Source organism: Bradyrhizobium sp. BRP22, assembly GCF_020194175.1.
Lineage (GTDB): Bacteria > Pseudomonadota > Alphaproteobacteria > Rhizobiales > Xanthobacteraceae > Bradyrhizobium.
The window spans coordinates 51,274-73,400 of sequence record NZ_JADYVX010000037.1 but is presented as its reverse complement, the minus strand read 5'-3'; the positions used below and the strand labels follow the sequence as shown (position 1 = coordinate 73,400).

The 22,127-nt window shown below is 62.2% G+C and carries 23 protein-coding genes and 1 tRNA gene; 7 read left to right on the top strand and 17 right to left on the bottom strand.

What is annotated here, in order from left to right:
* Window positions 1–143 precede the first annotated feature (143 nt).
* Together I6F35_RS32440 and I6F35_RS32435 are read left to right on the top strand one after the other, a co-directional pair.
* Window positions 144–542 carry a RidA family protein gene (locus tag I6F35_RS32440; RefSeq protein WP_225121706.1) on the top strand — a complete coding sequence of 133 codons (399 nt, stop codon included), beginning with the start codon at window positions 144–146 and terminating at the stop codon, window positions 540–542.
* Between the two features lie 10 nt (window positions 543–552).
* Window positions 553–753: a hypothetical protein gene (locus tag I6F35_RS32435; protein ID WP_225121705.1), complete on the top strand. Its 201-nt coding sequence runs from the start codon at window positions 553–555 to the stop codon at window positions 751–753.
* Between the two features lie 54 nt (window positions 754–807).
* Here the strand turns inward: I6F35_RS32435 and I6F35_RS32430 are convergent, their stop codons facing one another.
* The 5 genes from I6F35_RS32430 to I6F35_RS32410 form a co-directional block, all read right to left on the bottom strand.
* Entirely contained in the window at window positions 808–1,359 is a 552-nt protein-coding gene (locus I6F35_RS32430) for a hypothetical protein (RefSeq protein ID WP_225121704.1), read from the bottom strand.
* Complete coding sequence (locus tag I6F35_RS32425) at window positions 1,304–1,660, bottom strand: hypothetical protein (RefSeq protein WP_225121703.1); 357 nt, start codon at window positions 1,658–1,660, stop codon at window positions 1,304–1,306. The genes I6F35_RS32430 and I6F35_RS32425 overlap by 56 nt, the downstream gene beginning before the upstream one ends.
* Before the next feature lie 199 nt (window positions 1,661–1,859).
* Window positions 1,860–2,459: a formyltransferase family protein gene (locus tag I6F35_RS32420; RefSeq protein ID WP_225121702.1), complete on the bottom strand. Its 600-nt coding sequence runs from the start codon at window positions 2,457–2,459 to the stop codon at window positions 1,860–1,862.
* A gap of 184 nt (window positions 2,460–2,643) precedes the next feature.
* Window positions 2,644–3,933 carry a hemolysin family protein gene (locus I6F35_RS32415; protein WP_225121701.1) on the bottom strand — a complete coding sequence of 430 codons (1,290 nt, stop codon included), beginning with the start codon at window positions 3,931–3,933 and terminating at the stop codon, window positions 2,644–2,646.
* A gap of 271 nt (window positions 3,934–4,204) precedes the next feature.
* Window positions 4,205–5,287: a GAF domain-containing protein gene (locus I6F35_RS32410; protein ID WP_225121700.1), complete on the bottom strand. Its 1,083-nt coding sequence runs from the start codon at window positions 5,285–5,287 to the stop codon at window positions 4,205–4,207.
* 281 nt (window positions 5,288–5,568) lie between these two features.
* On the opposite strand from I6F35_RS32410, the gene I6F35_RS32405 reads away from it, so the two are divergent.
* Entirely contained in the window at window positions 5,569–7,131 is a 1,563-nt protein-coding gene (locus I6F35_RS32405) for a GMC family oxidoreductase N-terminal domain-containing protein (RefSeq protein ID WP_225121699.1), read from the top strand.
* A 154-nt stretch (window positions 7,132–7,285) separates the two neighbouring features.
* Here the strand turns inward: I6F35_RS32405 and I6F35_RS32400 are convergent, their stop codons facing one another.
* From I6F35_RS32400 to I6F35_RS32390, 4 genes are all read right to left on the bottom strand, one after another.
* The gene (locus I6F35_RS32400) at window positions 7,286–7,534 is read right to left on the bottom strand and encodes a hypothetical protein (protein WP_225121698.1); all 249 of its coding nucleotides are present in this window, start codon (window positions 7,532–7,534) and stop codon (window positions 7,286–7,288) included.
* 117 nt (window positions 7,535–7,651) lie between these two features.
* On the bottom strand, window positions 7,652–7,855 hold the full coding sequence (locus tag I6F35_RS32395; RefSeq protein ID WP_225121697.1) for a hypothetical protein: 204 nt from the start codon (window positions 7,853–7,855) through the stop codon (window positions 7,652–7,654).
* Window positions 7,856–7,975: 120 nt separating this feature from the next.
* On the bottom strand, window positions 7,976–8,098 hold the full coding sequence (locus tag I6F35_RS40325; protein ID WP_275945522.1) for a hypothetical protein: 123 nt from the start codon (window positions 8,096–8,098) through the stop codon (window positions 7,976–7,978).
* Window positions 8,099–8,456: 358 nt separating this feature from the next.
* Window positions 8,457–8,648, bottom strand: a complete 192-nt coding sequence (locus I6F35_RS32390; RefSeq protein WP_225121696.1) for a hypothetical protein — start codon at window positions 8,646–8,648, stop codon at window positions 8,457–8,459.
* Between the two features lie 377 nt (window positions 8,649–9,025).
* Here I6F35_RS32390 and I6F35_RS32385 point away from each other — a divergent pair, with 377 nt between their 5' ends.
* Together I6F35_RS32385 and greA are read left to right on the top strand one after the other, a co-directional pair.
* On the top strand, window positions 9,026–9,208 hold the full coding sequence (locus tag I6F35_RS32385) for a hypothetical protein (RefSeq protein WP_225121695.1): 183 nt from the start codon (window positions 9,026–9,028) through the stop codon (window positions 9,206–9,208).
* Entirely contained in the window at window positions 9,205–9,693 is a 489-nt protein-coding gene (gene greA, locus I6F35_RS32380) for a transcription elongation factor GreA (protein WP_225121694.1), read from the top strand. The genes I6F35_RS32385 and greA overlap by 4 nt, the downstream gene beginning before the upstream one ends.
* Before the next feature lie 35 nt (window positions 9,694–9,728).
* On the opposite strand, the gene I6F35_RS32375 is transcribed toward greA, so the two are convergent.
* From I6F35_RS32375 to I6F35_RS32350, 6 genes are all read right to left on the bottom strand, one after another.
* Window positions 9,729–9,959 (bottom strand): hypothetical protein, encoded by a 231-nt coding sequence (locus I6F35_RS32375; RefSeq protein ID WP_225121693.1) that lies wholly within the window; start codon window positions 9,957–9,959, stop codon window positions 9,729–9,731.
* Between the two features lie 342 nt (window positions 9,960–10,301).
* Window positions 10,302–10,475 carry a hypothetical protein gene (locus I6F35_RS32370; RefSeq protein ID WP_225121692.1) on the bottom strand — a complete coding sequence of 58 codons (174 nt, stop codon included), beginning with the start codon at window positions 10,473–10,475 and terminating at the stop codon, window positions 10,302–10,304.
* Window positions 10,476–11,479: 1,004 nt separating this feature from the next.
* Complete coding sequence (locus tag I6F35_RS32365; protein ID WP_225121691.1) at window positions 11,480–11,911, bottom strand: hypothetical protein; 432 nt, start codon at window positions 11,909–11,911, stop codon at window positions 11,480–11,482.
* An 889-nt stretch (window positions 11,912–12,800) separates the two neighbouring features.
* Window positions 12,801–12,876 (bottom strand) — tRNA-Lys (locus I6F35_RS32360).
* 253 nt (window positions 12,877–13,129) lie between these two features.
* Window positions 13,130–15,808 (bottom strand): glycosyltransferase, encoded by a 2,679-nt coding sequence (locus I6F35_RS32355; RefSeq protein ID WP_225121690.1) that lies wholly within the window; start codon window positions 15,806–15,808, stop codon window positions 13,130–13,132.
* Between the two features lie 190 nt (window positions 15,809–15,998).
* On the bottom strand, window positions 15,999–16,586 hold the full coding sequence (locus I6F35_RS32350) for a beta-1-3, beta-1-6-glucan biosynthesis protein (RefSeq protein ID WP_225121710.1): 588 nt from the start codon (window positions 16,584–16,586) through the stop codon (window positions 15,999–16,001).
* A 245-nt stretch (window positions 16,587–16,831) separates the two neighbouring features.
* Between I6F35_RS32350 and I6F35_RS32345 the strand changes: the two genes are divergently transcribed.
* Complete coding sequence (locus tag I6F35_RS32345; RefSeq protein ID WP_225121689.1) at window positions 16,832–18,457, top strand: beta-(1-6) glucans synthase; 1,626 nt, start codon at window positions 16,832–16,834, stop codon at window positions 18,455–18,457.
* Here the strand turns inward: I6F35_RS32345 and I6F35_RS32340 are convergent.
* Window positions 18,417–18,797, bottom strand: a complete 381-nt coding sequence (locus tag I6F35_RS32340; protein WP_225121688.1) for a hypothetical protein — start codon at window positions 18,795–18,797, stop codon at window positions 18,417–18,419. The genes I6F35_RS32345 and I6F35_RS32340 overlap by 41 nt on opposite strands.
* A 97-nt stretch (window positions 18,798–18,894) precedes the next feature.
* The gene (locus I6F35_RS32335) at window positions 18,895–20,208 is read right to left on the bottom strand and encodes a hypothetical protein (RefSeq protein WP_225121687.1); all 1,314 of its coding nucleotides are present in this window, start codon (window positions 20,206–20,208) and stop codon (window positions 18,895–18,897) included.
* 181 nt (window positions 20,209–20,389) lie between these two features.
* Between I6F35_RS32335 and glmU the strand changes: the two genes are divergently transcribed.
* Window positions 20,390–21,748 carry a bifunctional UDP-N-acetylglucosamine diphosphorylase/glucosamine-1-phosphate N-acetyltransferase GlmU gene (gene glmU, locus I6F35_RS32330; RefSeq protein WP_225121686.1) on the top strand — a complete coding sequence of 453 codons (1,359 nt, stop codon included), beginning with the start codon at window positions 20,390–20,392 and terminating at the stop codon, window positions 21,746–21,748.
* Window positions 21,749–22,127 lie beyond the last annotated feature (379 nt).

Below are 22,127 nucleotides of genomic sequence, written 5' to 3'. Positions count from 1 at the left end.
GGGCGGGCGGGGACGCCGGTATCGGCGAGGTCCACGCGATTTGCAACTCGCAATTCCGAGAAGGCAGCGATGCAACTCGCCCGGCTTTGCCGTGACCGCCGGTTCGATGCTAAGCATCGTTCCGCTTCTGGGAGGATAAATTCATGCATGTCTTGCAACCGGCCGAATGGTCGAAACCCCGCGGCTTCTCGCACGGCGTCAGCTTCGATGGACCCGGCAAATGGATCGTGCTGGCGGGCCAGACCGGCGGCGACGAGAAGGGCGATTACGCGCCCGACCTGGCGGCGCAGGTCGCCACCGCGCTGAAGCGGATCATCAAGCTCCTGAGCGAAGCCGGCGCCGGCCCCGAGCACATCGTCCGCCTGACCTGGTACCTGACCAGCCGCGCCGAATACGAGGCTGCAGGCGCCGGGATCGGCGCGGCCTGGAAGGAGACGCTAGGGCGCAATTTCCCGCCGTCCACCCTGCTTTACATCGACGGCCTGGTCGATCAACGCGCCAAGGTCGAGATCGAAGTCACCGCCTTCGTTCACGCGACATAGGGTGGCGCGAATGGCAAACCGCAAGACGGCGGCGGATTTCGTGACTGGCTTCGCCACGGGCTGGCCCGAACATCAGCCCGATATCATGGTGCTGTCGCTGACGACGCACAAAGGCGTGCAGGATTTTGCGTTCAACAAGGAGCAGGCCTTGCTGATCGCCAAGACCATCAAGGACACAGCCGAACGACTGGCGAAGCCGAAGACGAGTTGACAAGGTTTCCCCGATTGTCGCCCGCTTCCGTGGGCGACAATCGTCGCATGCAAACTATTTCGAGAGCGAGATGCTCGCTTCGCGGAACCCGTTGTCGGCCCTGATGCTGACCGATTGCCGGTTGCCGCTCGTCCGCATGCTGAGGTTGGCGTTGAACCCGGCGGCATTCGCCGCAACCTGGAAGTTACCGCCACCGCCACGGCCCTGCAGGCTGCCGCTGATCCCGCGGCTGGACTCGGTCCAGTTGCCGACGATCGCGCTACCCTGGGCGACCACATCGGCCTGCAGGTTGAACTTGTAGGCATCACTGGCGCAGGTCAGTGACATCGCCATGTTGACCCCGCCGACACGATAGGTTGCGCGGCAGCGGATACGTTCCCTGGAGCCGTCGTCCAAGGTCACGCTGCCACCGCCAGACCAGGTGCCGGCCATTCCGGCAAACGGGCCGGACTGAGCATGGCTGGGTGAGACGGTAAACGTCGCCAGCGCAACTGCGGCTGCAAAGCTCAGTCGTCGCGCGGAGGGGAGCAGTTCCGAGGTCCGTTGGATCTTACTGACGGGACGCTTCCCATCGACCGCTGCACGGCACGCCTGCTGATGCCCCATTCCACTTCCCCGATCCGGAGTTGCCACTGAGTTGACCGTTGGCATATGCACCATTGATCGAGACTCGCACAAGACCTTCGCGGCCGACCTTACCTGAGATGGCAGCGCCCGGCGCCGAAATTTGACCTTCCGTGACCGTCACCGTGGAGGAGGTCGAAGGTTCGCAGCTCCCGGTTTTGGTAACTACGGTGACCTGCCAGAGGCCATCATAGGGCTGTTGGGCCGAAACGGGGGCAGAAAACAGCGCGGCAGAGCCGAGAAGAGACGTAAACAAGAGCGCGCGAATGCGGTCAGGACGCATGGATCAAGCTTCCTTGAAATGTGTGTGATCAAATCGGCTTATCCGGACACAATGTGTTCAAAATGGGCCGTCCTGTGGAAGGCGAAAAGTTCCTGTCGGATCAAACACATCATGGTGAATTGGAATGGTGAATTCGGATAGTGAATTGGGGTACCTGCGCGAGCAGCGTTGTTGATTCCTGCGACTGACCTTCAAGCGGTCAGTGCCTGGCGTCCGACAGACTAGGTGCCTTGGTCGCGAATTGCTCATCCTGCGGCTTGGCGGGAAGGCTGCCATGGGCTCTCGCGTAGTCGATCACCTCACCGAGCAGGCGAAGGCCCAGCGGCGCCAATGCGCGCTCCCAGAGATCGCGCGCGGTTTCGCCCTTTTTGACGAACACCCAGTCCTGCGCCGCGATCGCGCCGGCGTCCATGCGGTCGGCGAGGTGGTAGATGCTGCCGCCGGCGATCGGATCGCCTTCCTTGATGGTCCATTCGACCGCGGCGATGCCGCGATGTCGGGGCAGTAGCGAGGGATGGTAGCCGATTCCGCCGAGTTTGGCGGCGGCCAGCGCTGGCTTGCTGACGCGGGCGTGGCTGTGGGCCGTCACGATCAGATCGGTGCTGGGTGCGATCTCGGAGGCGACGACAAGCTTTGGATCGGCCTGCACCACCACGTCGATGCCTGCAGCCCGGGCCGCCGCCGCCAGCCGGTCCTCGCCATCGTGCACCACCACCCTGGCGACATCGACCTCGCGTTGGCGCAGCATATTCAAGGTCGCCACGCCGAAATGGCGCGAACCGACGAGGGTAATCCGCATATCTGTTTTCCGTACCTGAATTTGCCCTTAAGGCCGATAGCACAAGGCGGCCGGTTATCCCGCCGCGGGGGCTGGACAGGTTCCTGGTTATCAACAGAACTGCGCTGCAGCGAGCCGGTCTGGCGCATGGGACGGGTGCGCAACGGCCGCCACAGGCCGGGCAGGAACCGCCGGAAGAGCCAAATCACGTCTCTTCCACGCGGCTGGCCAATGCCTTGTCGATGCGACGGCCGTCGAGATCGACGATCTCGAACTGCCAGCCCTGGGCCGTGACCTTGTCGCCGACATTGGGGATCGCGCCGAATTGCTGCAGCAGGAACCCCGCAAAGGTCTGATAGGGCCGCGGCGCTGGCAGGGTGATGCCGAGCAGGTCGGCAAATTCGAGTGCCGGCATCCAGCCCGCGATCAGGTAGGAGCCGTCCTCGCGCCGGACGTAAGCAGGTTCGGCCGGCCCTTCCTCGGTGTGGAAGGCACCGACGATCGCTTCCAGGATGTCGGCGCTCGTCACCACGCCCTGGAAGGTGCCGTATTCATCGTGCACCAGGCCGATATGAACGGCGGAGTCGCGCAGGATCGCGATCACGTCGCGTGCGTCGACGGTCTCCGGAATCACTGGCGCCTGGCGAACCAGTGACCGGATGTCGGGCGTACCGCCGGAGAGATAGGCATCGAGCAGATCCTTGGCCTGCACGATGCCATGTGCAATGTCGCGATCGCCATCGAACACGACGGCGCGCGAGTGGTTGGTCTCGAGCAGCGTTGCATAGATCTCGGAAGGGGGATCGGCGAGGTTGATCGAGCTGACCTCGTGACGCGGCGTCATCACCGCGCCGACCGGGAGATCGCCGAGCCGCATCACGCCCGCGATCATCTCCTTTTCGCCGGGCTCGAGCACGCCGGCGTTCTCGGCTTCGACCACCAGCGTCCTGATCTCCTCCTCGCTGACCTTCTCCTCGGCTTCGCCGCGATGACCAAGCAGCCAGAGCAGTGCTTTGCCGGAGCGGTCGAGCAGCCAGACCAGCGGCAGCGAGATTCTCGCCATCCATACCATCGCCGGCGCGACCCTGACCGCGATCGCCTCCGGATCGCGCAGCGCGATCTGCTTGGGGACGAGTTCACCGACGATCAGCGAGGCATAGGTGATGACAGTGACGACAAGACCGACGCCGATGGCATCGGCCAGCGCCGACGAGACACCGAGCTCGAATAACCATTGCGAGACCCGGTGTCCGAGCGTTGCGCCGGAAAACGCTCCAGACAGAACCCCAATCAGGGTAATGCCGATCTGCACGGTGGAAAGGAATTTGCCCGGATCCGATGAAAGCGCCAGCGCCCGCCGGGAGCCACTCACACCCTTTTCGACCAGTGCCGCCAGCCGCGCCGGGCGGGAGGAAACGATCGCCAGTTCCGACATCGAGAGCAAGCCGTTGACGACGATCAGAACAAAAACGATCGCAAGTTCCAGATAAAGCACGATAAACCTTCTTGACGCTCAGCCGCGACAGCACCGAACATATAGGGAGCGTAATCCGTTTGGTTGCGGCTTCCCGACGCCGTCCGGAACAGGCGCGCCGCGCAAATGTGTTAACACAGATTTGGTGAGGGGCGTGTCACACCGTGAAGCTACGCCATCGTGCACTGTTGGCACCGCCGATCACATGCGCTCGGACAATCCGGCTGAACAGTCGAATGCGGACGTATCAGCGCGACAAGTGATGGTTCAAAAGGCGACCAAAGCATTTACATCAAAAGCCTTGGGGGCCCGACAAGAGGCCTTGCGTGGCTCGCGACTGAACTTCGCCGGAAGCAAGTTTCGCGAGCAGTCGAAGGAGGCGCTCTTGATCAGCATCCAGCCTGCGGGGCTCGCGGTCGATGACGCACAATGATCCCAACGCAAATCCGTCGGCATCGACGATTGGGACGCCCGCATAGAAGCGAAAGTAAGGTTCTCCAGCAACGGCCGGATTGGAGACAAATCGCTCGTCAAGAGACAAATCGTCAACAGCGAAGATCCCTCTCTGCAGTATGGTGTAATTGCAAAATGCCCAGCTTCGCGGTGTCTCAGTCATTTCGAGGCCCTGGCGCGATTTGAAGAATTGGTGATTCGATGTGAGCAGGGTCACCAGAGCGATGGGCGTCTTCACACTGTAGCTCGCCAGCCAGGTCAATTCGTCCAGCGCTTCCAAGGGTTCTGCGCCCAACAAGCCGGATCTCTCCAGGGCTGCCAGTCGCTGGGTCTCGTTTAAGGCAAGTGGAAATGATGCTTCTCCCGGAAGCAACTCGGCCGGCTCGCTCAAGTCCTTTAATGCGATGCGGATTGCATCGGTGAGCTCTCGCGGGTTCGACACCATCGCATGCAACCGGGCAGCAATGGCACTTGGAAAGGATGAGGCACCGCCAAAGCCAATAAGCTTCGTCATTCTAATGACGGAGCTCGACGCCAGGTAGTCCAGGAACGATGTTCCTTCTCTGCCGTCCATATCGACATCAACGACGACGGCGGCTGGAGCTCGGGAGCCTATCGACGACGATGCCGCATACGCACTCGTGTAAGCTTCGACGGTACATCCGCCGATGGCGGCGAGCTGCTCTCTGAGTATCGATAACCGCTCCGGCGAGGCGAGGAGAAGAACACGCGCCGAGTCAGCATCCCGAACGGCGCTCCGTCGAGCCATCAAAGTCAGAACGTCGGCCCGGTAGACGCGTCGATGACCGCCGGGCGTTTTCCAGGAGATCAACGAGCCGCCCTCGATCAGCAACTGGGCTGTACGCACCGATATGCCGAGTAATTTGGCCGCTTGAGACGTGGTCAGAATGTCCTTGTCCATTTTCCAAGCTTCGTGACGTGCCCGACTTTGTATGGCTGCAGCGGTTTCATCTTGAGATCCAGGTGCTTGCCAAACGTACGCACATCAGCGTGAGAATCAACCATATTTGATATATTTGATATATTTGATAGTCGTGATAGGCGTGGCGTGGCCACAGTACGGGCGTGCGGCTTCCCCATCACCCGGCCACCTGGTGGCGAGTAAATTTAATCCGCACAATCGGAGGACGAAAATCGATGGCCACTAGCCAGTCTCGCTCACAATCTGAGGCAGATTCGCGCATGCCCGGTGGAAGCCACGGAGAAGCCTGCGAAGTTTATGATTTCATCGTTTGCGGCGCCGGGTCTTCGGGATCGGTTGTCGCGGCACGTTTGGCAGAGAATCCCGAAGTTCGCGTGTTGCTGCTCGAGGCTGGAGGAGACGATGATGTTGCGGCGGTCATGGCTCCGGCCGCCTGGCCCTCTAATTTGGGTTCGGACCGCGATTGGTGCTTCACCGCCACTCCTAACCCTCACCTGAATGGCCGCGCCATCCCACTCAACATGGGCAAGGTGCTTGGCGGTGGGTCCAGCATCAACGTCATGGTCTGGGCGAGAGGCCATAAGAACGACTGGGAGCACTTCGCTGCGGAAGCTGGCGATCCCGCCTGGGGATACCAATCAGTTCTTGGAATCTATCGTCGCATTGAGGACTGGCAGGGTGCCAACGACCCTCTGCGACGCGGTATCGGTGGCCCCGTCTTCGTTAACTCGGCCGCGCAGCCACAGCCGGTCGCCTTGGCCATGATCGAGGCTGCCCAGGCGTTAGGTTTGCCGCGCTTCGATAGTGCCAATGGCGAGATGATGGAGGGGCGGGGAGGCGTCGCGATCAATGATTTGATCGTTCGCGACGGACGGCGCGTCTCGGTGTTCCGCTCCTACGTCCAGCCTCGACGGGGACAACCCAATCTCACGATCCACACGCATGCCCTGGTAAGCAAGCTGATTTTCAACGGAACGTCGGTTATCGGTGTTGAGGTCATCCAAGACGGTGAGTATCGCCAATATCGTGCTGAACACGAAGTAATACTCTCCCTTGGCGCTATTAACACACCAAAGGTGCTTATGCAGTCGGGTATTGGACCCGATGCAGAACTCCGGCGGCACGGCATCCCGACCATTCAACATTTGGGAGGTGTAGGCCAGAATCACCAGGATCACGTTTCCTTCGCTTGCATCTTTGAATACAGGGAGCCGCAGCCGATCGGATATGGAGGCTCAGAGGCTACGCTATACTGGTCAAGCGACGCGCGCTTGGAGCTTCCCGACATGTTTCATTGTCAGGTGGAATTTTCGGTTCCGAGCGCAGAAACCGCATCATTGGGTGTTCCAGCGCACGGCTGGACGATGTTTGCGGGACTGGCCCACCCCAAGAGCCGCGGATCGGTCCATCTGTCTGGTCCAAATCCGCAAGATCCGGTTCTCATCGAAGCCAACACACTCTCGCATCCGGACGATCTCACGACAGCCCTCGCCAACATCGAACTGTGTCGCGAACTCGGCGGCCATAGAGTGTTCGCCGACCTGGTTAGTCGCGAGGCTCTGCCTGGTAACCTTGATGAAGGGGCTATGCGAAACTACGCGCGAAATGCCGCGGTCACTTATTGGCATCAGTCTTGTACCGCCAAAATGGGGCGTGACTCGATGTCGGTGGTCGATAGTCGGCTCAAGGTCTATGGGATCGAAAAGCTCCGCATCGCGGATGCGTCGATCATGCCGAACATCACCAGCGGAAACACCATGGCGCCCTGTGTCGTCATTGGTGAACGCGCGGCAGAAATGATCAAGGCTACCCACGGCATTTAGCAAATGAAAGGCTGGCTTCGGCACGCGAAGCTGGCCCTTCACGGCTGCCACAACAAGACACAGCGCAAGCATCAACTGTGACTGGGGTCCGCAAGCCTGGCTGCCCGCAGCCAGGAGGCGAGGCGACCGACGCTTATTTCACGCAAAAACGCTTCTAGCGCCAGGCGAAAATGCGCATCTCCGGCTTTGCAAAGCTGCGCTCCGGCTCCGTGCTCAGCCGGGGCTGCAGCTCGGCGGCGCGCTTGAGATGGGCGCGCAAATCGGCGTTGTACTGCTTCATCTGATTGCGCAGCTCGCGCCGGCCGAACGCGGTGAGCGAGGGATCGGCGAGCTGCTGCCAAGCGGCACGGAGCCATTCCTGCAGCGCGCGGATGTCTTGATCCAAGATCTCTGGCTGGGTCATGCCGCCAAAACCGTGAGAATCGGTCAAGACGGCAGTAGGTCTGATTCGCCGCAAAACACCTAGGATAAAATAGTACCAGGGTTGCGCTTCGAGCAGCCAATCATCCAGATCGCATCTTCATTCGATCCTGTTCGGATCGGAGCGCAGCATGTCCATCGCGACCCAGATGCCGACGAGCATGGCGGCGATCAGCGCGACGTGCCGGATCTGCGCGGCGGAAAAGCCGAGATCGTCGTGAGCGACATATTCCAGCATGAGCGCCGCGTAGCCCGCGACGACGATGGCGGTGATAAGGGTTGGCAGGTCTAACTTGCTTTCCATAAGGCACCGCGCTTCTGCGGTGCCCTGTCTAGCGCGCTGAAGCGCGCACGGCTGTGACGTGGTTCACGTCAGATACTCAAACCGCATCGATGTCCCGTGTTCTGGACGGGTAGGGCAAAATTACTTGCGGCTCGGGAGCTGCATCGGGACGTGCGGCGACGTGGTGACCACGCGCTGACTGCCATTGCGATCGGTGTAGCTCTTCAAGGTCTCGAGCAGCAGGATGACTTTCTCGGCAAGCACGGCAGCCTCCATCAGTGCTTTCTAATCTGTGTGAGGCGCGACCCTGGCAATTCAATCAACTAAACGAGAGGGTTACGGACGCAGCCGTTGCTGCAGCGCAATCGCCGAAGTCGATGACGGTGCGCGGCAGAGATTGCTGGATCGTCCGTCGTGCTGCATGCAGCGATCGTTCATGCTCGCGGCGTCCCGTAGTCGCCCGGATGGATCGTCCGGTACATTTTGGTATCACGACGTCCACCGCGCTGTGGGGCGGGGGATGATGCGACGAGGCCCGGTCTTCCAGGTTGACCGGGCCTCGTCCTTTTTGTTTTGGGTGGTTCACGAATATCGGGCACTCCGGGCGCGGGCCTGCTTCGCTTCACCCGGCATTTTCCTGAGCCCGTTTCTTCAGCTCGCGATCGATCAGCGTTTGCGTCCGGCGTATCGCGAGCACCTCGAATGGCGTTCGCACCAGGCCGGTCCTTGCTTCGTCGCCGATCCAGAACACCCAGCGCCAGATGTGGCGCTGCCTTGTCTTCTCGACGGTGAACTCGATTCCCTGGTGGTGCATGGCCGGCGGATATAAGTGGTGAAGTTCTGCCCCGTTGAATGCCGCCCCGGGATCGGACGGTCGGCTGATATTCTCGTGACATCGCGATGGGCTCGCGCATTCACTCGATCGAGAAATCCCGGCTGTTCACGCCTTGCTTGCAAAAAGAAGCCCCGGCTTGCTCGGGGCAATCCGCCGGGGCTGGGGAAAGTGATCATGTCGTCCCAATCGACGGGGCAATAACCTTGGAGGCTGCAACGGGTTCCGTCTCTTCCTGAAAATGATGCCGAATTATCCCGAAAAAGATCGGCGTCATTCGATTGTCCGATTGTCGAGAATGCGATCCAGGAACGACACCGGTTCGGACTCGTTGGAAATCCTGAGCCTTGGAGACGAAGATGCCGGAAGAGAATGACCTCGAGGGCCCGCAGGATCAGGGCGGCAAGCATGGCGGACAGGCGGGAATGCCTGAACCGGAGCGTTCCGCCTCCGGCGCGCCGGTGCGACCGCGAGACGCCGAACGCAAGGGCAAGGTGGTTGGGCATCCGCGCTCCGGCCGGACAGATACAGGAGCAAAATGAGCCGCGCTTTTGTCAGGGAAGGCGAAGGTGACCGTGACGATCTGCCTGATCGGCCGATCTCGGACGCGCCGAACGATGTCAGCCGTGAGGGCCTCGCTCAGATCGAGGCTGCAATCGCGACTGCGCAAGCAGCGCTGGCAGCCGCGCAGGCGCAAGATGATCGCTCGGCGATCGCGAGCGCCTCGCGTGACCTGCGCTATTGGAGCGCGAGACGAGCCTCGGCGCATGTGGTCGCCGAGCCAGACGACGACAACCAGGTTCGCTTCGGGCATGCAGTTGCGATCCTCCGCGATGACGGTCGACGACAGACCTTCCGGATCGTCGGCGAGGACGAGGCGGATCCTGCTCGCGGCACCGTTTCGCGCGCCTCGCCTTTGGCGCGGGCGCTGTTCGGCAGGAGCGTGGGAGATGTTGTCCGCGTTGGCGACGGCGAGGCAGAGATCCTCAGCATCTCGCGCATCAATGCGCACAGCGACAACGGGTAACGGGTCCGCGCTTGCCGAAAGCGCCCGGTCCCAAGCTACATCACGTCGGCAAAAACGTCGTCGATAACGGCGAGAGACACCGGAATCACCGCTAGTTCGTCCTGCTCTGAAGGACCCGACGTCCCCTTGATGTCCTGGACTACCCGGCCTTTGAAGTTGCTGAGCCACTGCATCGGCTCCTCGCCGCTCTGCAGCGCTTGTTCGGCCAGTATGTGCCGCATCAGGACAAGCATCGCATGCTGATAACCGACATAATCAACATTCATTGCGCTTCCTCGAAAATGAGCTGGAGCAATTCGTCACGGCCCCATCTTATACTTTTCTGGGGCCCAATCCGCTTGATGAAAAACAAAACCCCCGCCGACCGGGAGGAAGGCAGGGGCTCTCGTGGGTGGATGGCACGAGGCCAGGTGAAACCCAGGTGTCGCCCCAAGGACCCACGATTTCAAGGAAAGCGCCGAGATCCGGTTCCGGCAAGGCGATTTTGTAGGCAGCTATCCGACGCGCGTCAGAGCGTGATCCGGAAAGTGGAGACCGGTTTTCCGAAAAGATCATGCTCAAACAAAGAGCTAAAGCGGGATGACGATTCGAAGAAAGGTCATCGCGCTTTAGTCAGGCTCTTCGCCGGACCCGCCGGCGCCTCCGGCATCGAGCAGATTCAACGCGGTGTCGATCTGCTGGAGCAACCGCTCGATCTCGGCGCGTTCATTCGGGCCGGGATCCTCCTGCAGCCGCTCCAGCAATTGCTGCTTTTGCGCGAGGAGCTTTGCCGCGGTGGTCATTCAAATCTCCTGGCGCGCAAAACAGCGTGATGGCAGATCCGCGCCGACTAACGGGACCTGCCGTCCGAGCCGGGACCCGTAGCGCCTTGGGTTCCGGCGCCCGAACCCGTCGTTTGGCTGTTGGGTCGGCCAGGAGAGGTGGCTGATGCGCCCGGCTTTTCCTGGTCCGCCACGTAGCCGGACTCTCCTGAATTGCGCGTCTTGACGCCTTTGTCCGCCTCATCCTGCATCTGAGGATTGTTCGGTGTTGGCTGCTGTTGCTGCTGTGCCATCGCGGGCATGGCGACGGCGGTTCCCAGAGCGACGAGCAGCGCCAAAATTGAAGTTCGCATCTGCGCTCCTCCTGTGTGCGCCCCTTGCTCAAACGCGTGAATGAGCGAACGTTTCCCGGAGTGCTCGAACTGCTTGGCAGGTGTGCTGAACGGAAGCGGCGCCACTCGGGCGCCGTCAAAAAATGATGGACCGCCGGTGTCGGATCCAAATCACCCAGCGTCCGTAAATGATGGGGTCCCGCGTCAGGGCAACGCTGAAGCGGGACCCGCGTCCAAATGGAATGGGCTCCTGTTAACCTAACCCATCCGATAGGCATCGAGCGCGTGGGCGAGGAAGATTCCGACGCTCACCAGCGCGAGGATTGCTGCAGAGGCCTCGATCATTGCTGCACCTCCTGTTGTGCCAGGGAGGCGAGATATCTGCTGCACGATTGTTCCCAGAACAGGTCCAATATGAACTGCATGTTAGCCATCCCTGTTTTCATTTTCATTTGGGAACGTAGATAGCCCGCACTTTGTTTCAGGACGTTTTCGTCGCCGATAGAAAATGGTTTCGTGCGATGCGATCGTTTGTGTCATCTGACGCAGTCTGCCACCCAAGCGACAAGATCAGGCCATAATTAGCCGCGAGTTCGGCTGCGGCGGCGAATGCGTGCAGTGTGTCTGGATCAGGCGCCACATGCCCGCACATCGCCGCCGCACCATGGGCAGCGAGAGATGCTCTCAATCAGATCAGTTCTTGCCCGCGGTGCCGGGGCTTGAGCCTCCGTACTGAGACGATCCGGTGCCGCTCAGCGAGGTGGGACCACCGGGCGTACCGTTCGGATTACCCAGGTTCTTCGCGTGGTGGGCGCGATGGTGACGTTTGGAAGCGGCGTCAGCTGGCGCGAGCGTCATCGAGAGCATGGCCAGGCTGGTCAAGGCAACTGCAACGAACTTCATTTGGCGTTCTCCTGCGGAATAGGTTCGTGTAGTTGGGCGCCCCGCGGCGGAAAACGAGATCAGTGCGGCGCCGCCGCCGGCGAGTTTCGTGCGAATTTGAAACCTGAGCGCGACGAAGAAAGCAGCCGGCAATAACTTCCGAAGCTGCAATTCGAAGGCTCTGACATTTCGCGTAAACTGCATGCGATGCTGACGCCGTGACGAAAAATCGTCGGAAGCCATCCGCATCGCAAAGATGGATTTCGGAGGACTAGAGCGTTTTCGAGCGAAGTGGAGACCGGTTCGCGTGAAGAAAACGCGTCAAAACAAGAATCTAGAGCTTCGGTTCTGATTCAATCAGAACCGAAAATGCTCTAGTGCGCGCTCCGCTTGGCTCTGGTCATCCGCTGTTGCCGGTGAGCTTTGAATTGAGCCAAGAGCTGTTGCGGATCCCACCTTTCCGCTTGCCTGACCTGCTCTCTCAACCACTCCAACTCGGCGAGCTGTTCGAGGAGGTCAGGAGAAAATTGCTCCAGTAGTAACCGTCGGTTCTTGGAAATTCGGAGCTTCTGCCGCACTTACGCAACTCCCATACGCACGTGTGCATTCCCTCAATACCTCTTACGCCGGGCGGTGATCGCGATATATCCGGAAAACCACTGCCGCTACTTTAGGGTGAGCTCCGTGCCTTGCTGTTCCAGTTTGCTGGCAGCTAGCCCGGTCCTGTGCCGCTACTGGCGGCGTTGCCTAGCCTGCGCTGAGGGGGCTGCGCATGGTCCCCGTATTTGACCCGTCGTGACTCGGGCCGATTTTCGGAGTGTCCTATGCTGTAGTTTGGTTTTGCGGGAATGACGGGAATGATATGCGTGTTTCGCAAAACACCTGCCAGGGGAGGCCGCCATGCTTGCGGAAAAGTTCTTTCTGGTCTTGGAGACGCTGAAGAGTCACGCCGACGGCAGCGTGAGGGTTGTCAGCATGACGCCGCAGGTCCCCGTGAAATTGCCAACCAAGCAGTAAACGTAGAGACCGCCGACGCGCTGGCCGCCGCTAGGCCCGGATGTTCATCGCGGGCGCAAGCGGTCTCGGGCCTACAGATTCGTCGTGGGATTTGAGACCAAGCACTTGATTTGTTTGGTGAGCGCGGAGGGACTCGAACCCTCGACCCCATGATTAAAAGTCACGTGCTCTACCGCCTGAGCTACGCGCTCACTCTCCGAAGCGTGATGACTGCCTGAGCCGTCATCCCGTTCCAACTCTTATCTGACCATGATCCGCCGGAAACCTGCTTCCGTTTTCCGGATCATGCTCCAGCCCGCGCTGTGTAGGGGGCGGGGCCCGACGGGTCAATAGCGCAAACGCAGCAAACGTCTGGTGGTCCGAGCCGGGATTTCCCTGGGTTAGCTGGCGGTTAGGACGGTTCCTCAAGCCTGGCCGCGAAACTAGTCCACGGCTTCCGGTATCTCAATTGGCGTCGCGGCGGATTTCGGAGGCGGCCTGCTGGGAGGGGGCGGCGATCGTGGGCATGGCGACCGGGCGCAAGCCGATCAGTTCCGCGGTGCGGATGGCGCTGTTGCGCCAGAACGAGAACGAGTTGATCCGCGAATTCTCCAGGATCGCGATTGCGACCGCGGCGAGGAACGGCAGGCTCTGCAGCACCAGCACGCCGGCGAAGATGTAGATCTCGCGGACCTGCTTGAACCCGTTCGTCGCGACCAGGACGGCGGCGCCGACCAGCAGGAGGACGCCGATCACCGCTTCCCAGAACGCCTGGAATTCGATCGACATCCGCGACAGCCCGCCCTTGGAGGTGCGGGCGAAGGCCAGGTGCTCGGTGATCAATCCCTGCGCCACGGCGCGCGACACCGTCCATTGCACGCTCATCGCCGCGATCATGGCGCCGAGCATCTGCCCGGCCTTCACCTTCACCCGCATGCGGTACAGCGCGACGAAATGCACGAGCGAGACGACGAAGGAGGCGATGATTGGCAGCGTCAGGATCTTGTCGGGGATGGCGATGTCGGCAAAGGCGACGATCGGCACCCAGATCAGATTGAGGATCGCGACCAGCACGCCGAGGCTTTCGGCGCCGAGCCAGTTCAGCCAGCCGAGCGAGAATTCGCGGCGCTGGTCGGGCGAGAGCCGGCTCGCGCCGGGCAGGAAACGCCGCCAATGCTTCTTCACGATCTGGAAGCCGCCATAGGCCCAGCGGTGGCGCTGCTTCTTGAAGGCCTCATAGGTGTCGGGCAACAGGCCTTCGCCATAGCGCTGGTTGGTGTAGTGCGTCAGCCAGCCGCGCTCGATGATGGCAAGCCCGAGATCGGTGTCCTCGCAGATGGTGTCGCTGGACCAGCCGCCGGCCATGTCCATCGCCGCGCGGCGGATCAGGCACATCGTGCCATGCACGATGATGGCGTTGTGCTCGTTGCGCTGGACCATGCCGATGTCGAAGAAGCCGGCATATTCGCCGTTCATGATGTAGTGCATCAGCGAGCGGTCGCCGTCGCGGTGCTCCTGCGGCGCCTGCACCAGGCCGACGCGCGGGTCGGCGAACACGGGCACGAGGTCCTTCAGCCAGTCGGGATGCACGACATAGTCGGCATCGATGATGCCGATGATCTCGGCGTCCGCCGCGGTGCGGTCCATGGCAATCCGCAAGGCACCGGCCTTGAAGCCCTGGACCTTCTCGGCATTGATGAACTTGAAGCGCTCGCCGAGCGCGCGGCAGTGATCCTGGATCGGCTGCCAGAACGCGGGATCAGGCGTGTTGTTGATGATGCAGACGCATTCGAAATTCGGGTAATCGAGCCGCGACACGGCATCGAGCGTCTGCTTCAGCATCTCCACCGGCTCATAATAAGCCGGGATGTGGATCGAGACCTTCGGGAAGGCGACCTGCTCACCAATGGTGGCGGGCGCGACCGGAGCGCTCTTCGTGATCAGCCGGCGCGGACCGTGCCCGAAGGCCACATCGGCGATCTCCTCGATCCGCGCCATCGCGATCAGAATCAGCGGAACCAGCAGGATCAGGCCAAGCGTCAGCGCAAACGCCGAACCGAACACGAAATAATGCCCGGCCCAATAGGCGAAGACAGTCGCGACCCAGGCGCCGACGGCATTGGCGGCGGCCGAGAGCATCAAGGCCTGCATCACCGTCGGGCGTTCCAGGCGCAGGATCGGCAGCGACATCAGGATGCCGACGAGCAGGGCGATCACCGCGAGCTTCCAGTAGTTCTCGTTCACGATCGGCCCGGTCCAGGCGAATTTCGGTTCGCGGGAAGCATTCAGGATGCCCCAATAGGGGCCGACGCCGCCTTCGAAGAACTTCCAGGGCTGATCGATCGCCTCGACGATGTTGTAGTCCATGCCGATGGCTTCGGCGCGGGTGACGAAATTGCGCAGCACGGAGGCCTGCTCGAACGGGCCGGGCTCGGCATTGCGGAGATTGTAGCCCGCACTCGGCCAGCCGAACTCGGCAATCACGATGCGCTTGCCGGGGAACTGGTCGCGCAAGAGCTGGAACATGGCGACCGCCTGGTCGACCGCCTGCTGGGCCGTGAAGTTCTCCCAGTAAGGCAGGACGTGGGCGGCGATGAAATCGACGGAATTGGCAAGCTGTGGATAATCGCGCCAGATGTTCCAGATTTCGCCTGTGGTGACGGGAACGTTGACCGATTTCTTGACGCGCTTGATCAACTCGATCAGGTCGTCGATCTTCTGCTCGCCGCGATAGATCACCTCGTTGCCGACGACGACGCCGATGACGTTGCTGTTGCGCCGGGCGAGGTTGATGGCGGCGTCGATCTCGCGCTCGTTGCGCTCCGAATTCTTGTCGATCCAGGCGCCGACCGTGACCTTCAAACCGAATTCGGCGGCGATCGGCGGGACCAGTTCGACGCCGCCGGTCGACGAGTACAGGCGGATCGCGCGCGTCATCGTCGACAGCTTCTTCAGGTCGGCGCGAATCTTCTCGGCCTGCGGAATATTGTCGACGTCGGGATGCGCGCTGCCCTCGAAGGGGGCATAGGAGACGCTCGGCAACGTGCCGCGGAAGTCAGGAGCATGCTGTTTTTCCTGGAGAAGGCCCCAGAGCGCGGCATGCGCGGCGGTGACAAGCAACAGAACGGCGGCGACAGCGCGCATCGCGGCTAAACCATACGGGGGCTGCTATGTGAGGAGAAAGCGAACCCGTCCCCTAGGTTCGACCGACATGGCGGCAAGCTGCAAGATAATCCTGCCACGCGATTCCACAACTGATATGACCGCATGGCGTTTTGAGGGCGCCACGCGGCTCAAAGCACGGAAATCGCAATCGTTCCAAAGTTGAAGGCGGTCATTTCGCGGCCGGCGAGGGCGACGCCGACGGCGACGGAGAAGGTGAGGCGGCCGGCGCCGGCGCGGCGTTGCCGGCGGTTGCGGGCGACGCTTGCGGGTTCGGCGCTGCCGCTGCGGCGGCGGCCGCCGGCGGCTGGGCTCCGGGGTTGATCCAGCAGGCGTGGATGCGGCCATCGAGGCTGCGCGGCACCTTGTCGTCGATCGTGGCGCCGAACCGGGTCAGGCAGCGGAAGGTCGCCTGCACATGGCCGCCGGGGCATCCGAAGCGGTCGTAAAGGTCGAGGTGGCGGAAAGCGGTGTCGAGATCGTCGAGCCACATCAGCCGCACCACCCGCCGCCCGAGCCAGACGCATTCGGGGTTTCCGGCCGGGCCGTTGATCGCCTGCGTGGCCTCGACGAACTCGTCGGTCTTGCGCTGGTTCTCCTTGGTGGCGTCGGAGGGGTTGCTGCCCTGTTTCGACTGATCCTGCGGATTCGGGTTACCGCTTTGGGAGAAAGCGGCACCGGTACCGATCAGAAGCGCGAGGCCAGCAGTGGCGAAATGGCGCAAGACCGCGATTTTGAACTGAAGCACCCGTCGACCCATACCTTCCCCGATCGATTTCCCGCCCAACAAATCATCCCAAACGGCCATGGCGTAATGCCGTCCAAATAGGTCTCCAGTGCGGCGGAGACGCTGGCGGAATCCCATGACCGGTATTTCAGATTTTGTCCAGCAACGTCACAACTTTATCGCAACAGCGCAAAACTGTCGCAGGACAACCTTGGTATTGCCCGACTCGTGGTCTTGGCAGACGGTGCGTGACCGGTTAATCGACGGTCCCCCGGAGGATGGAACTGATTTCTCTTCGTACGCCACTGGCGCTTCTCCTGATATCGCTGGGTACGATTGCGGCCGTGTGGTGGTGGCTCGCCACGCCGATTACGCTTGCGCGCGCCCCGATCGATCCCAATGCAAAGCTGCAATGCGTCTCTTATGCGCCGTTCCGCGACACGCAGACGCCGCTGATCCGCACCACGCAGATTCCGGCCGAGCAGATCGCACAGGATCTGGCTGACCTCGCCAAGGTGACCGATTGCGTGCGCACCTATTCGATCGAGAACGGGCTCGACCAGGTGCCCGGCCTCGCCGCGAAGGTCGGGCTGAAGGTCATCCAGGGCATCTGGCTCGGCAGCGACCGGCTCAAGAACCAGGCGCAGATCGCGATCGCGGTCGGGCTCGCCAAGCAATATCCGGGCGTGATCACGGCGCTGGTCGTCGGCAACGAAGTGCTGCTGCGCGGGGAGATGACGACCGCGGATCTCGCGGCCTATGTCCGCGCGGTGAAGGCGCAGGTCCAGGTGCCCGTGACCTATGCCGATGTCTGGGAATATTGGCTGCGCAACCGCGAGGTTTATGACGCCGTCGATTTCGTCACCATTCACATCCTGCCTTACTGGGAAGACATGCCGGTGCGGGCGAAATTCGCCGCCGCCCATGTCGACGCCATCCGCAAGCGCATGGCGGTGGCGTTTCCGGGCAAGGAGATCCTGATCGGCGAGACCGGCTGGCCGAGCATGGGCAGGATGCGCGAGGGCGCGCTGCCGTCGCGCACCAACCAGGCGCGGATCGTCTCGGAGATCCTCGACCTCGCCAAGCGCGAGGGCTTTCGCGTCAATCTGATCGAGGCCTATGACCAGCCCTGGAAGCGCCAGCTCGAGGGCACGGTCGGCGGTTATTGGGGCCTGTTCGATTCCGTCAAACGGGTGGTGAAGTATCCGCCCGGCATCGCCGTCAGCAATTATCCGCTGTGGAAATGGTATATGGGCGCAGGCCTGGGCCTGGCCTGCATCATCTTCGTGGTGGCGTGGTTGACAGTCCGGCGGCGGCCATGGGCGCCGCGGATCATGTCCTGGATCGCGGTCGGCATCTCCGCAACCAGCGCCGGGATCCTGCTCGGCGTCGCCATCGACAAGATGATCTATGAGAGCTACGGCACCGGCGGGTGGGTGCAATGGGGTGCACTGCTGGCGGCCGCGGTCCTCGCGCCGATCCTGTCGGCTTACGCGCTGATGGCGGGGAAGTCGCTGCCGACCTTCCTCGAACTGCTCGGGCCGCGCCAATACCGGCAGGGCACGCTGCTCACCGCGCTGCTCGGGCTTTCGCTTGTTGTGACGACCGTGATCGGGGCGGAAACGGCGCTCGGCTTCACCTTCGACCCGCGCTACAAGGACTTTCCGTTCGCATCGCTCACCATGGCCGTGGTGCCGTTTGCGCTGCTGATGCTGCTCAACCGGCCTCAGGAAGGGATACGGCCGATCGCGGAGGCCGTGTTCGCCGGCCTTCTGGTGGTCGCGGCCGGCTACACCTTCTTCAACGAGGGCACCGACAACTGGCAGTCGGTCTGGACCTGCGCGATGTATCTGTTGCTGGCGATTACGCTGTGGCGGGCGCGGGTCGCGCAAAGCCCAAAATGAGCAGGCCGATCGCGATCCCCGACAGCGCGACATTGTAGAGCACGATCCCGAGCCCGGCGGCGATCAGCCCGCCGGTCATCAGGACGATCGACGGCCGCAGCACGTGCAGCGTCGCGATGACGAGCGCCACGATGCCGAACACCGAGTTCTTGAACAGGGTCGTCGCCAGCACCCGCATCTTGCAGTTCATGGTCTGCAGGCCAGCATCGCAGGCGAGCGCGACCGGCGAGAACTCGACCACGAGATAGCGCAGATACAGCGCGTAGCCGACGGTCAGGAAACCGACGATCAGCAGGAACTGCACTTGATAGGGCGTAAGGCGAAACGGGGGCTTTGTCATCGCGCGAATATGGTCGGGAAACAGATTGAGGACAAGTCGCTTCAGGCGGCGTGAAAGCGGGTGAAAATGTGGCCGCAACGTCTTGCGGTCACGCCGGTTATTGCTCCTTGCGGCCGAACAGCGACGTGATCGTCGAGACCGCGGAAGGAGCAGGTGGTGGCTCCGGCTTGTTGGGCGGCTCCTCGACCACCACCGCCGCCCGTTTCGGCGTTGCGTGCCGGCGTGGTGCAGGCTTGGCGGGCGCCGCGGTGGCCGGCGGCGGCTCGTCCTTGAGCGTCAGGCGCTGGCCATCAAAGATCGCCGTTTCGCAGGCCCGGCCGTTCTCGGCAAGCACTGCGCAGATCTTCGCCGCGGCGCCGGCGTCGCGGAGCGGGCCCGCGACCAGGCGAAGCTGCATGCCGAGCCCGTTGGTGCCTTCCCTGATCACGATGATCGGGCGCAGCTTGAACAGCGGTGCGTTCGAGCGCGATTTCAACAGTCCCCGCCATAGCGCGCGCAGCCCCGGCACCGAATTGGCGGTGCCGAGATCGACCCCGAATTCGGTGCGCTGTATCTCGGCTTTCGGCGCGTTCACGTCCTCTTTCACCTTCTCCCCGTCACCGGCGGCAGGCGCGGCGGCGACCACCTCCGGCATCGGGCTGGCCGTAACGGCTGCGGGCTTTGCTGAGTCGGCCGGCTTGCTCGCAGTCGGATCGGGCGGCCCGATCATCGGCGTCGGGGCGACCAGCGGCATCGTCGGCAGAGACGATGCCGCGGCGTTGGCCGGGTCCGGATTGCCTGCCGGCGGGGCGGTGGCCGGCGGCGTGTCAGCGGCGACGACTGGCGGTTTCTCCGCAGGAGGCTTCTCGGTCGCCACGGCCACTAGCTTGTCCAAGGCCGCCGGCTTTTCGGCGGCGGGCCGCTCCGGCGCGGCTGCAGCGGGTGCCGTTACGGCGATTGGCGCCAAAACCGGCGTTGGGATCGGCTGCGCCGCCGGCTCCTGCACAGACACGGGAACTGGCGCTGGAGCGGGCTGCGGCGCTGCTGCTGCGCTCTGCTTCGTAATCGCACCGGTGACGGAATCCAATCCCTGCTCCAACTCGGTAACGCGGGCGTAAAGCCGGTCGCGGTCGGAATTGAGCGTCTCGATCGCCGACGCAAGCCGCCGCGCCTCGTTCTGGCTCTCTTTGTTGAGCATCTGGATCTGCTGCGCCTGCCGCGTCACCGCCGCGGCGTCGCGGCGCCAGCCGAGCGAGGACTGGTTGGCGAGCACCGCCAGCGTGACGGCGCCCACGGCGGCAAAACCCCAGGAGCCGAGGCGCCACAGCGTGCGGCGGTCGAATTCGTCTTCCTCGGCAAGGAAGCCTGTGAAGAGACCGCCGGTGCTTTCTGCGCCGAGATCGCCAGCCAGATTGTCACGATCCTTGGCCAAAACCCCTTTGGCCCTCCTCAAGGCCCGCCGAATCACGCCGCAAAGATTAACAGGAAATGCGCGGGGAACTTGAATCCGTAACCAGCCGGGAGGCGAACAGGTTTCTTCTCCCCGGGAAACCAATTAAGACGGCTTGTAGGACGGTTTGGCGCGATCGGCGCACGATGTTTGAGGGTTCTTGATGACTGCACGATCCAGCCTGACGGTGGTGCTCGCGGCCGGCGAGGGCACGCGCATGCGATCCTCGCTGCCGAAGGTCCTGCATCCCGTGGCCGGGCAATCGCTGCTGTCCCACGTGCTCCATGCCGCTCCGAAGGGAGCAGGCGCTTCGCTGTCGGTCGTGGTCGGCCCGGACCATCAGGCGGTCGCGGATGAAACGCGGCGCATCCGCCCCGATGCCAGGACCTTCGTGCAGCGCGAGCGGCTCGGCACTGCGCACGCGGTGCTGGCGGCGCGCGAGGCGATCAGTGGTGGCGCCGACGATCTTCTTATTGCTTTCGGCGACACGCCGCTGATCTCGGCCGAGACCTTCGAGCGATTGCGCGCGCCGCTGAAGAACGGTGCGACGCTCGCCGTGCTCGGCTTCCGCGCCGCCGATCCCACCGGCTACGGGCGGCTTGTGGTCGAGAACGGCAGGCTCGTTGCCATCCGCGAGCAGGCCGATGCCAGCGCCGAGGAGCGCAAGATCACGCTGTGCAATGCCGGTGTGATGGCGTTCGACGGGCGCAAGGCGCTGGGCATCCTCGAGGCGATCGGCAATGCCAACTCCAAGGGCGAATATTACCTGACCGATGCCGTCACCATCGTACGTGAAAAAGGATTGGAGGCCGTCGTGATCGAGACCAGCGAAGACGAAGTGCGCGGCATCAACACCAAGGCCCAGCTTGCGGAGGCCGAAGCGGTGCTGCAGGCGCGGTTGCGCAAGGCTGCGATGGACGCCGGCGTGACGCTGATTGCGCCCGAAACCGTCTATCTCGCCGCAGACACCAAGTTCGGCCGCGACGTGACCATCGAGCCTTTCGTTGTGATCGGCCCCGGCGTGACCATCGGCGACGGCGCGGTGATCCACTCCTTCTCGCATATCGTCGAGGCCACGATCGGCAAGAAAGTCTCGATCGGTCCCTATGCGCGCCTGCGGCCCGGCACCTCGCTCGGCGACGGCGCCCGGATCGGCAATTTCGTGGAGACCAAGGCCGCGATCCTGGAGGAAGGCGTCAAGGTCAATCACCTTTCCTATGTCGGCGACGCGCATGTCGGCGCCAACTCCAATCTCGGCGCTGGCACCATCACCTGCAACTATGACGGCTTTCTCAAGCACAAGACCCTGATCGGCAAGGGCGCCTTTATAGGCACCAACTCCTCGCTGGTCGCACCGGTGAAGATCGGCGCCGGCGCCTATATCGGCTCGGGCTCCGTCATCACCAAGGACGTGCCCGACGAAGCAATGGCCGTCGAACGCAGCCCGCAAGTGACCCGCGAAGGCGGCGCCACGCGCTACCGCGAAATGAAGATGAAAGCGAAGGCGGCGAAGGGGAGTTGAGCGGGCTCTCGCAACCCGACAAGGTGAGCGGATAGATTGAGCAGGCCGCTCTCTCAACGTCATTGCGAGCGCAGCGAAGCAATCCATTGCGTCCGCGCGTGTGGAGGGGGTGGATTGCTTCGCTGCGCTCGCAATGACGGCGGTGGTTTGCGGCGGAACGGGAGGCGGCGGGACGGACATGTCTTTTGCCTGTCCGTTAATCTTCTCTTTAACGCTGTCTCAATCCGAAATAGGGTCAAATTCAAGTTAGCCCCGTCAAATCGGCACTTTCGACCTTTCCCTTGCGGAAGTTGAGTAAAGATAGAGAAGGTTTGATCTGCATTTTGATCCCCCGCTCCTTTAAGCCGGTAAGCAGGTAGTGCCAGTATTTTGACCCTTG

Coding starts and splice junctions, on each gene's coding strand:
- I6F35_RS32440 (WP_225121706.1), top strand. CDS start 144: ATGCATGTCTTGCAACCGGCCGAATGGTCGAAACCCCGCGGCTTCTCG.
- I6F35_RS32435 (WP_225121705.1), top strand. CDS start 553: ATGGCAAACCGCAAGACGGCGGCGGATTTCGTGACTGGCTTCGCCACG.
- I6F35_RS32430 (WP_225121704.1), bottom strand. CDS start 1,359: ATGGGGCATCAGCAGGCGTGCCGTGCAGCGGTCGATGGGAAGCGTCCC.
- I6F35_RS32425 (WP_225121703.1), bottom strand. CDS start 1,660: ATGCGTCCTGACCGCATTCGCGCGCTCTTGTTTACGTCTCTTCTCGGC.
- I6F35_RS32420 (WP_225121702.1), bottom strand. CDS start 2,459: ATGCGGATTACCCTCGTCGGTTCGCGCCATTTCGGCGTGGCGACCTTG.
- I6F35_RS32410 (WP_225121700.1), bottom strand. CDS start 5,287: ATGGACAAGGACATTCTGACCACGTCTCAAGCGGCCAAATTACTCGGC.
- I6F35_RS32405 (WP_225121699.1), top strand. CDS start 5,569: ATGCCCGGTGGAAGCCACGGAGAAGCCTGCGAAGTTTATGATTTCATC.
- I6F35_RS32400 (WP_225121698.1), bottom strand. CDS start 7,534: ATGACCCAGCCAGAGATCTTGGATCAAGACATCCGCGCGCTGCAGGAA.
- I6F35_RS32395 (WP_225121697.1), bottom strand. CDS start 7,855: ATGGAAAGCAAGTTAGACCTGCCAACCCTTATCACCGCCATCGTCGTC.
- I6F35_RS32390 (WP_225121696.1), bottom strand. CDS start 8,648: ATGCACCACCAGGGAATCGAGTTCACCGTCGAGAAGACAAGGCAGCGC.
- I6F35_RS32385 (WP_225121695.1), top strand. CDS start 9,026: ATGCCGGAAGAGAATGACCTCGAGGGCCCGCAGGATCAGGGCGGCAAG.
- greA (WP_225121694.1), top strand. CDS start 9,205: ATGAGCCGCGCTTTTGTCAGGGAAGGCGAAGGTGACCGTGACGATCTG.
- I6F35_RS32375 (WP_225121693.1), bottom strand. CDS start 9,959: ATGAATGTTGATTATGTCGGTTATCAGCATGCGATGCTTGTCCTGATG.
- I6F35_RS32370 (WP_225121692.1), bottom strand. CDS start 10,475: ATGACCACCGCGGCAAAGCTCCTCGCGCAAAAGCAGCAATTGCTGGAG.
- I6F35_RS32365 (WP_225121691.1), bottom strand. CDS start 11,911: ATGGCTTCCGACGATTTTTCGTCACGGCGTCAGCATCGCATGCAGTTT.
- I6F35_RS32355 (WP_225121690.1), bottom strand. CDS start 15,808: ATGCGCGCTGTCGCCGCCGTTCTGTTGCTTGTCACCGCCGCGCATGCC.
- I6F35_RS32350 (WP_225121710.1), bottom strand. CDS start 16,586: ATGGGTCGACGGGTGCTTCAGTTCAAAATCGCGGTCTTGCGCCATTTC.
- I6F35_RS32345 (WP_225121689.1), top strand. CDS start 16,832: ATGGAACTGATTTCTCTTCGTACGCCACTGGCGCTTCTCCTGATATCG.
- I6F35_RS32340 (WP_225121688.1), bottom strand. CDS start 18,797: ATGACAAAGCCCCCGTTTCGCCTTACGCCCTATCAAGTGCAGTTCCTG.
- glmU (WP_225121686.1), top strand. CDS start 20,390: ATGACTGCACGATCCAGCCTGACGGTGGTGCTCGCGGCCGGCGAGGGC.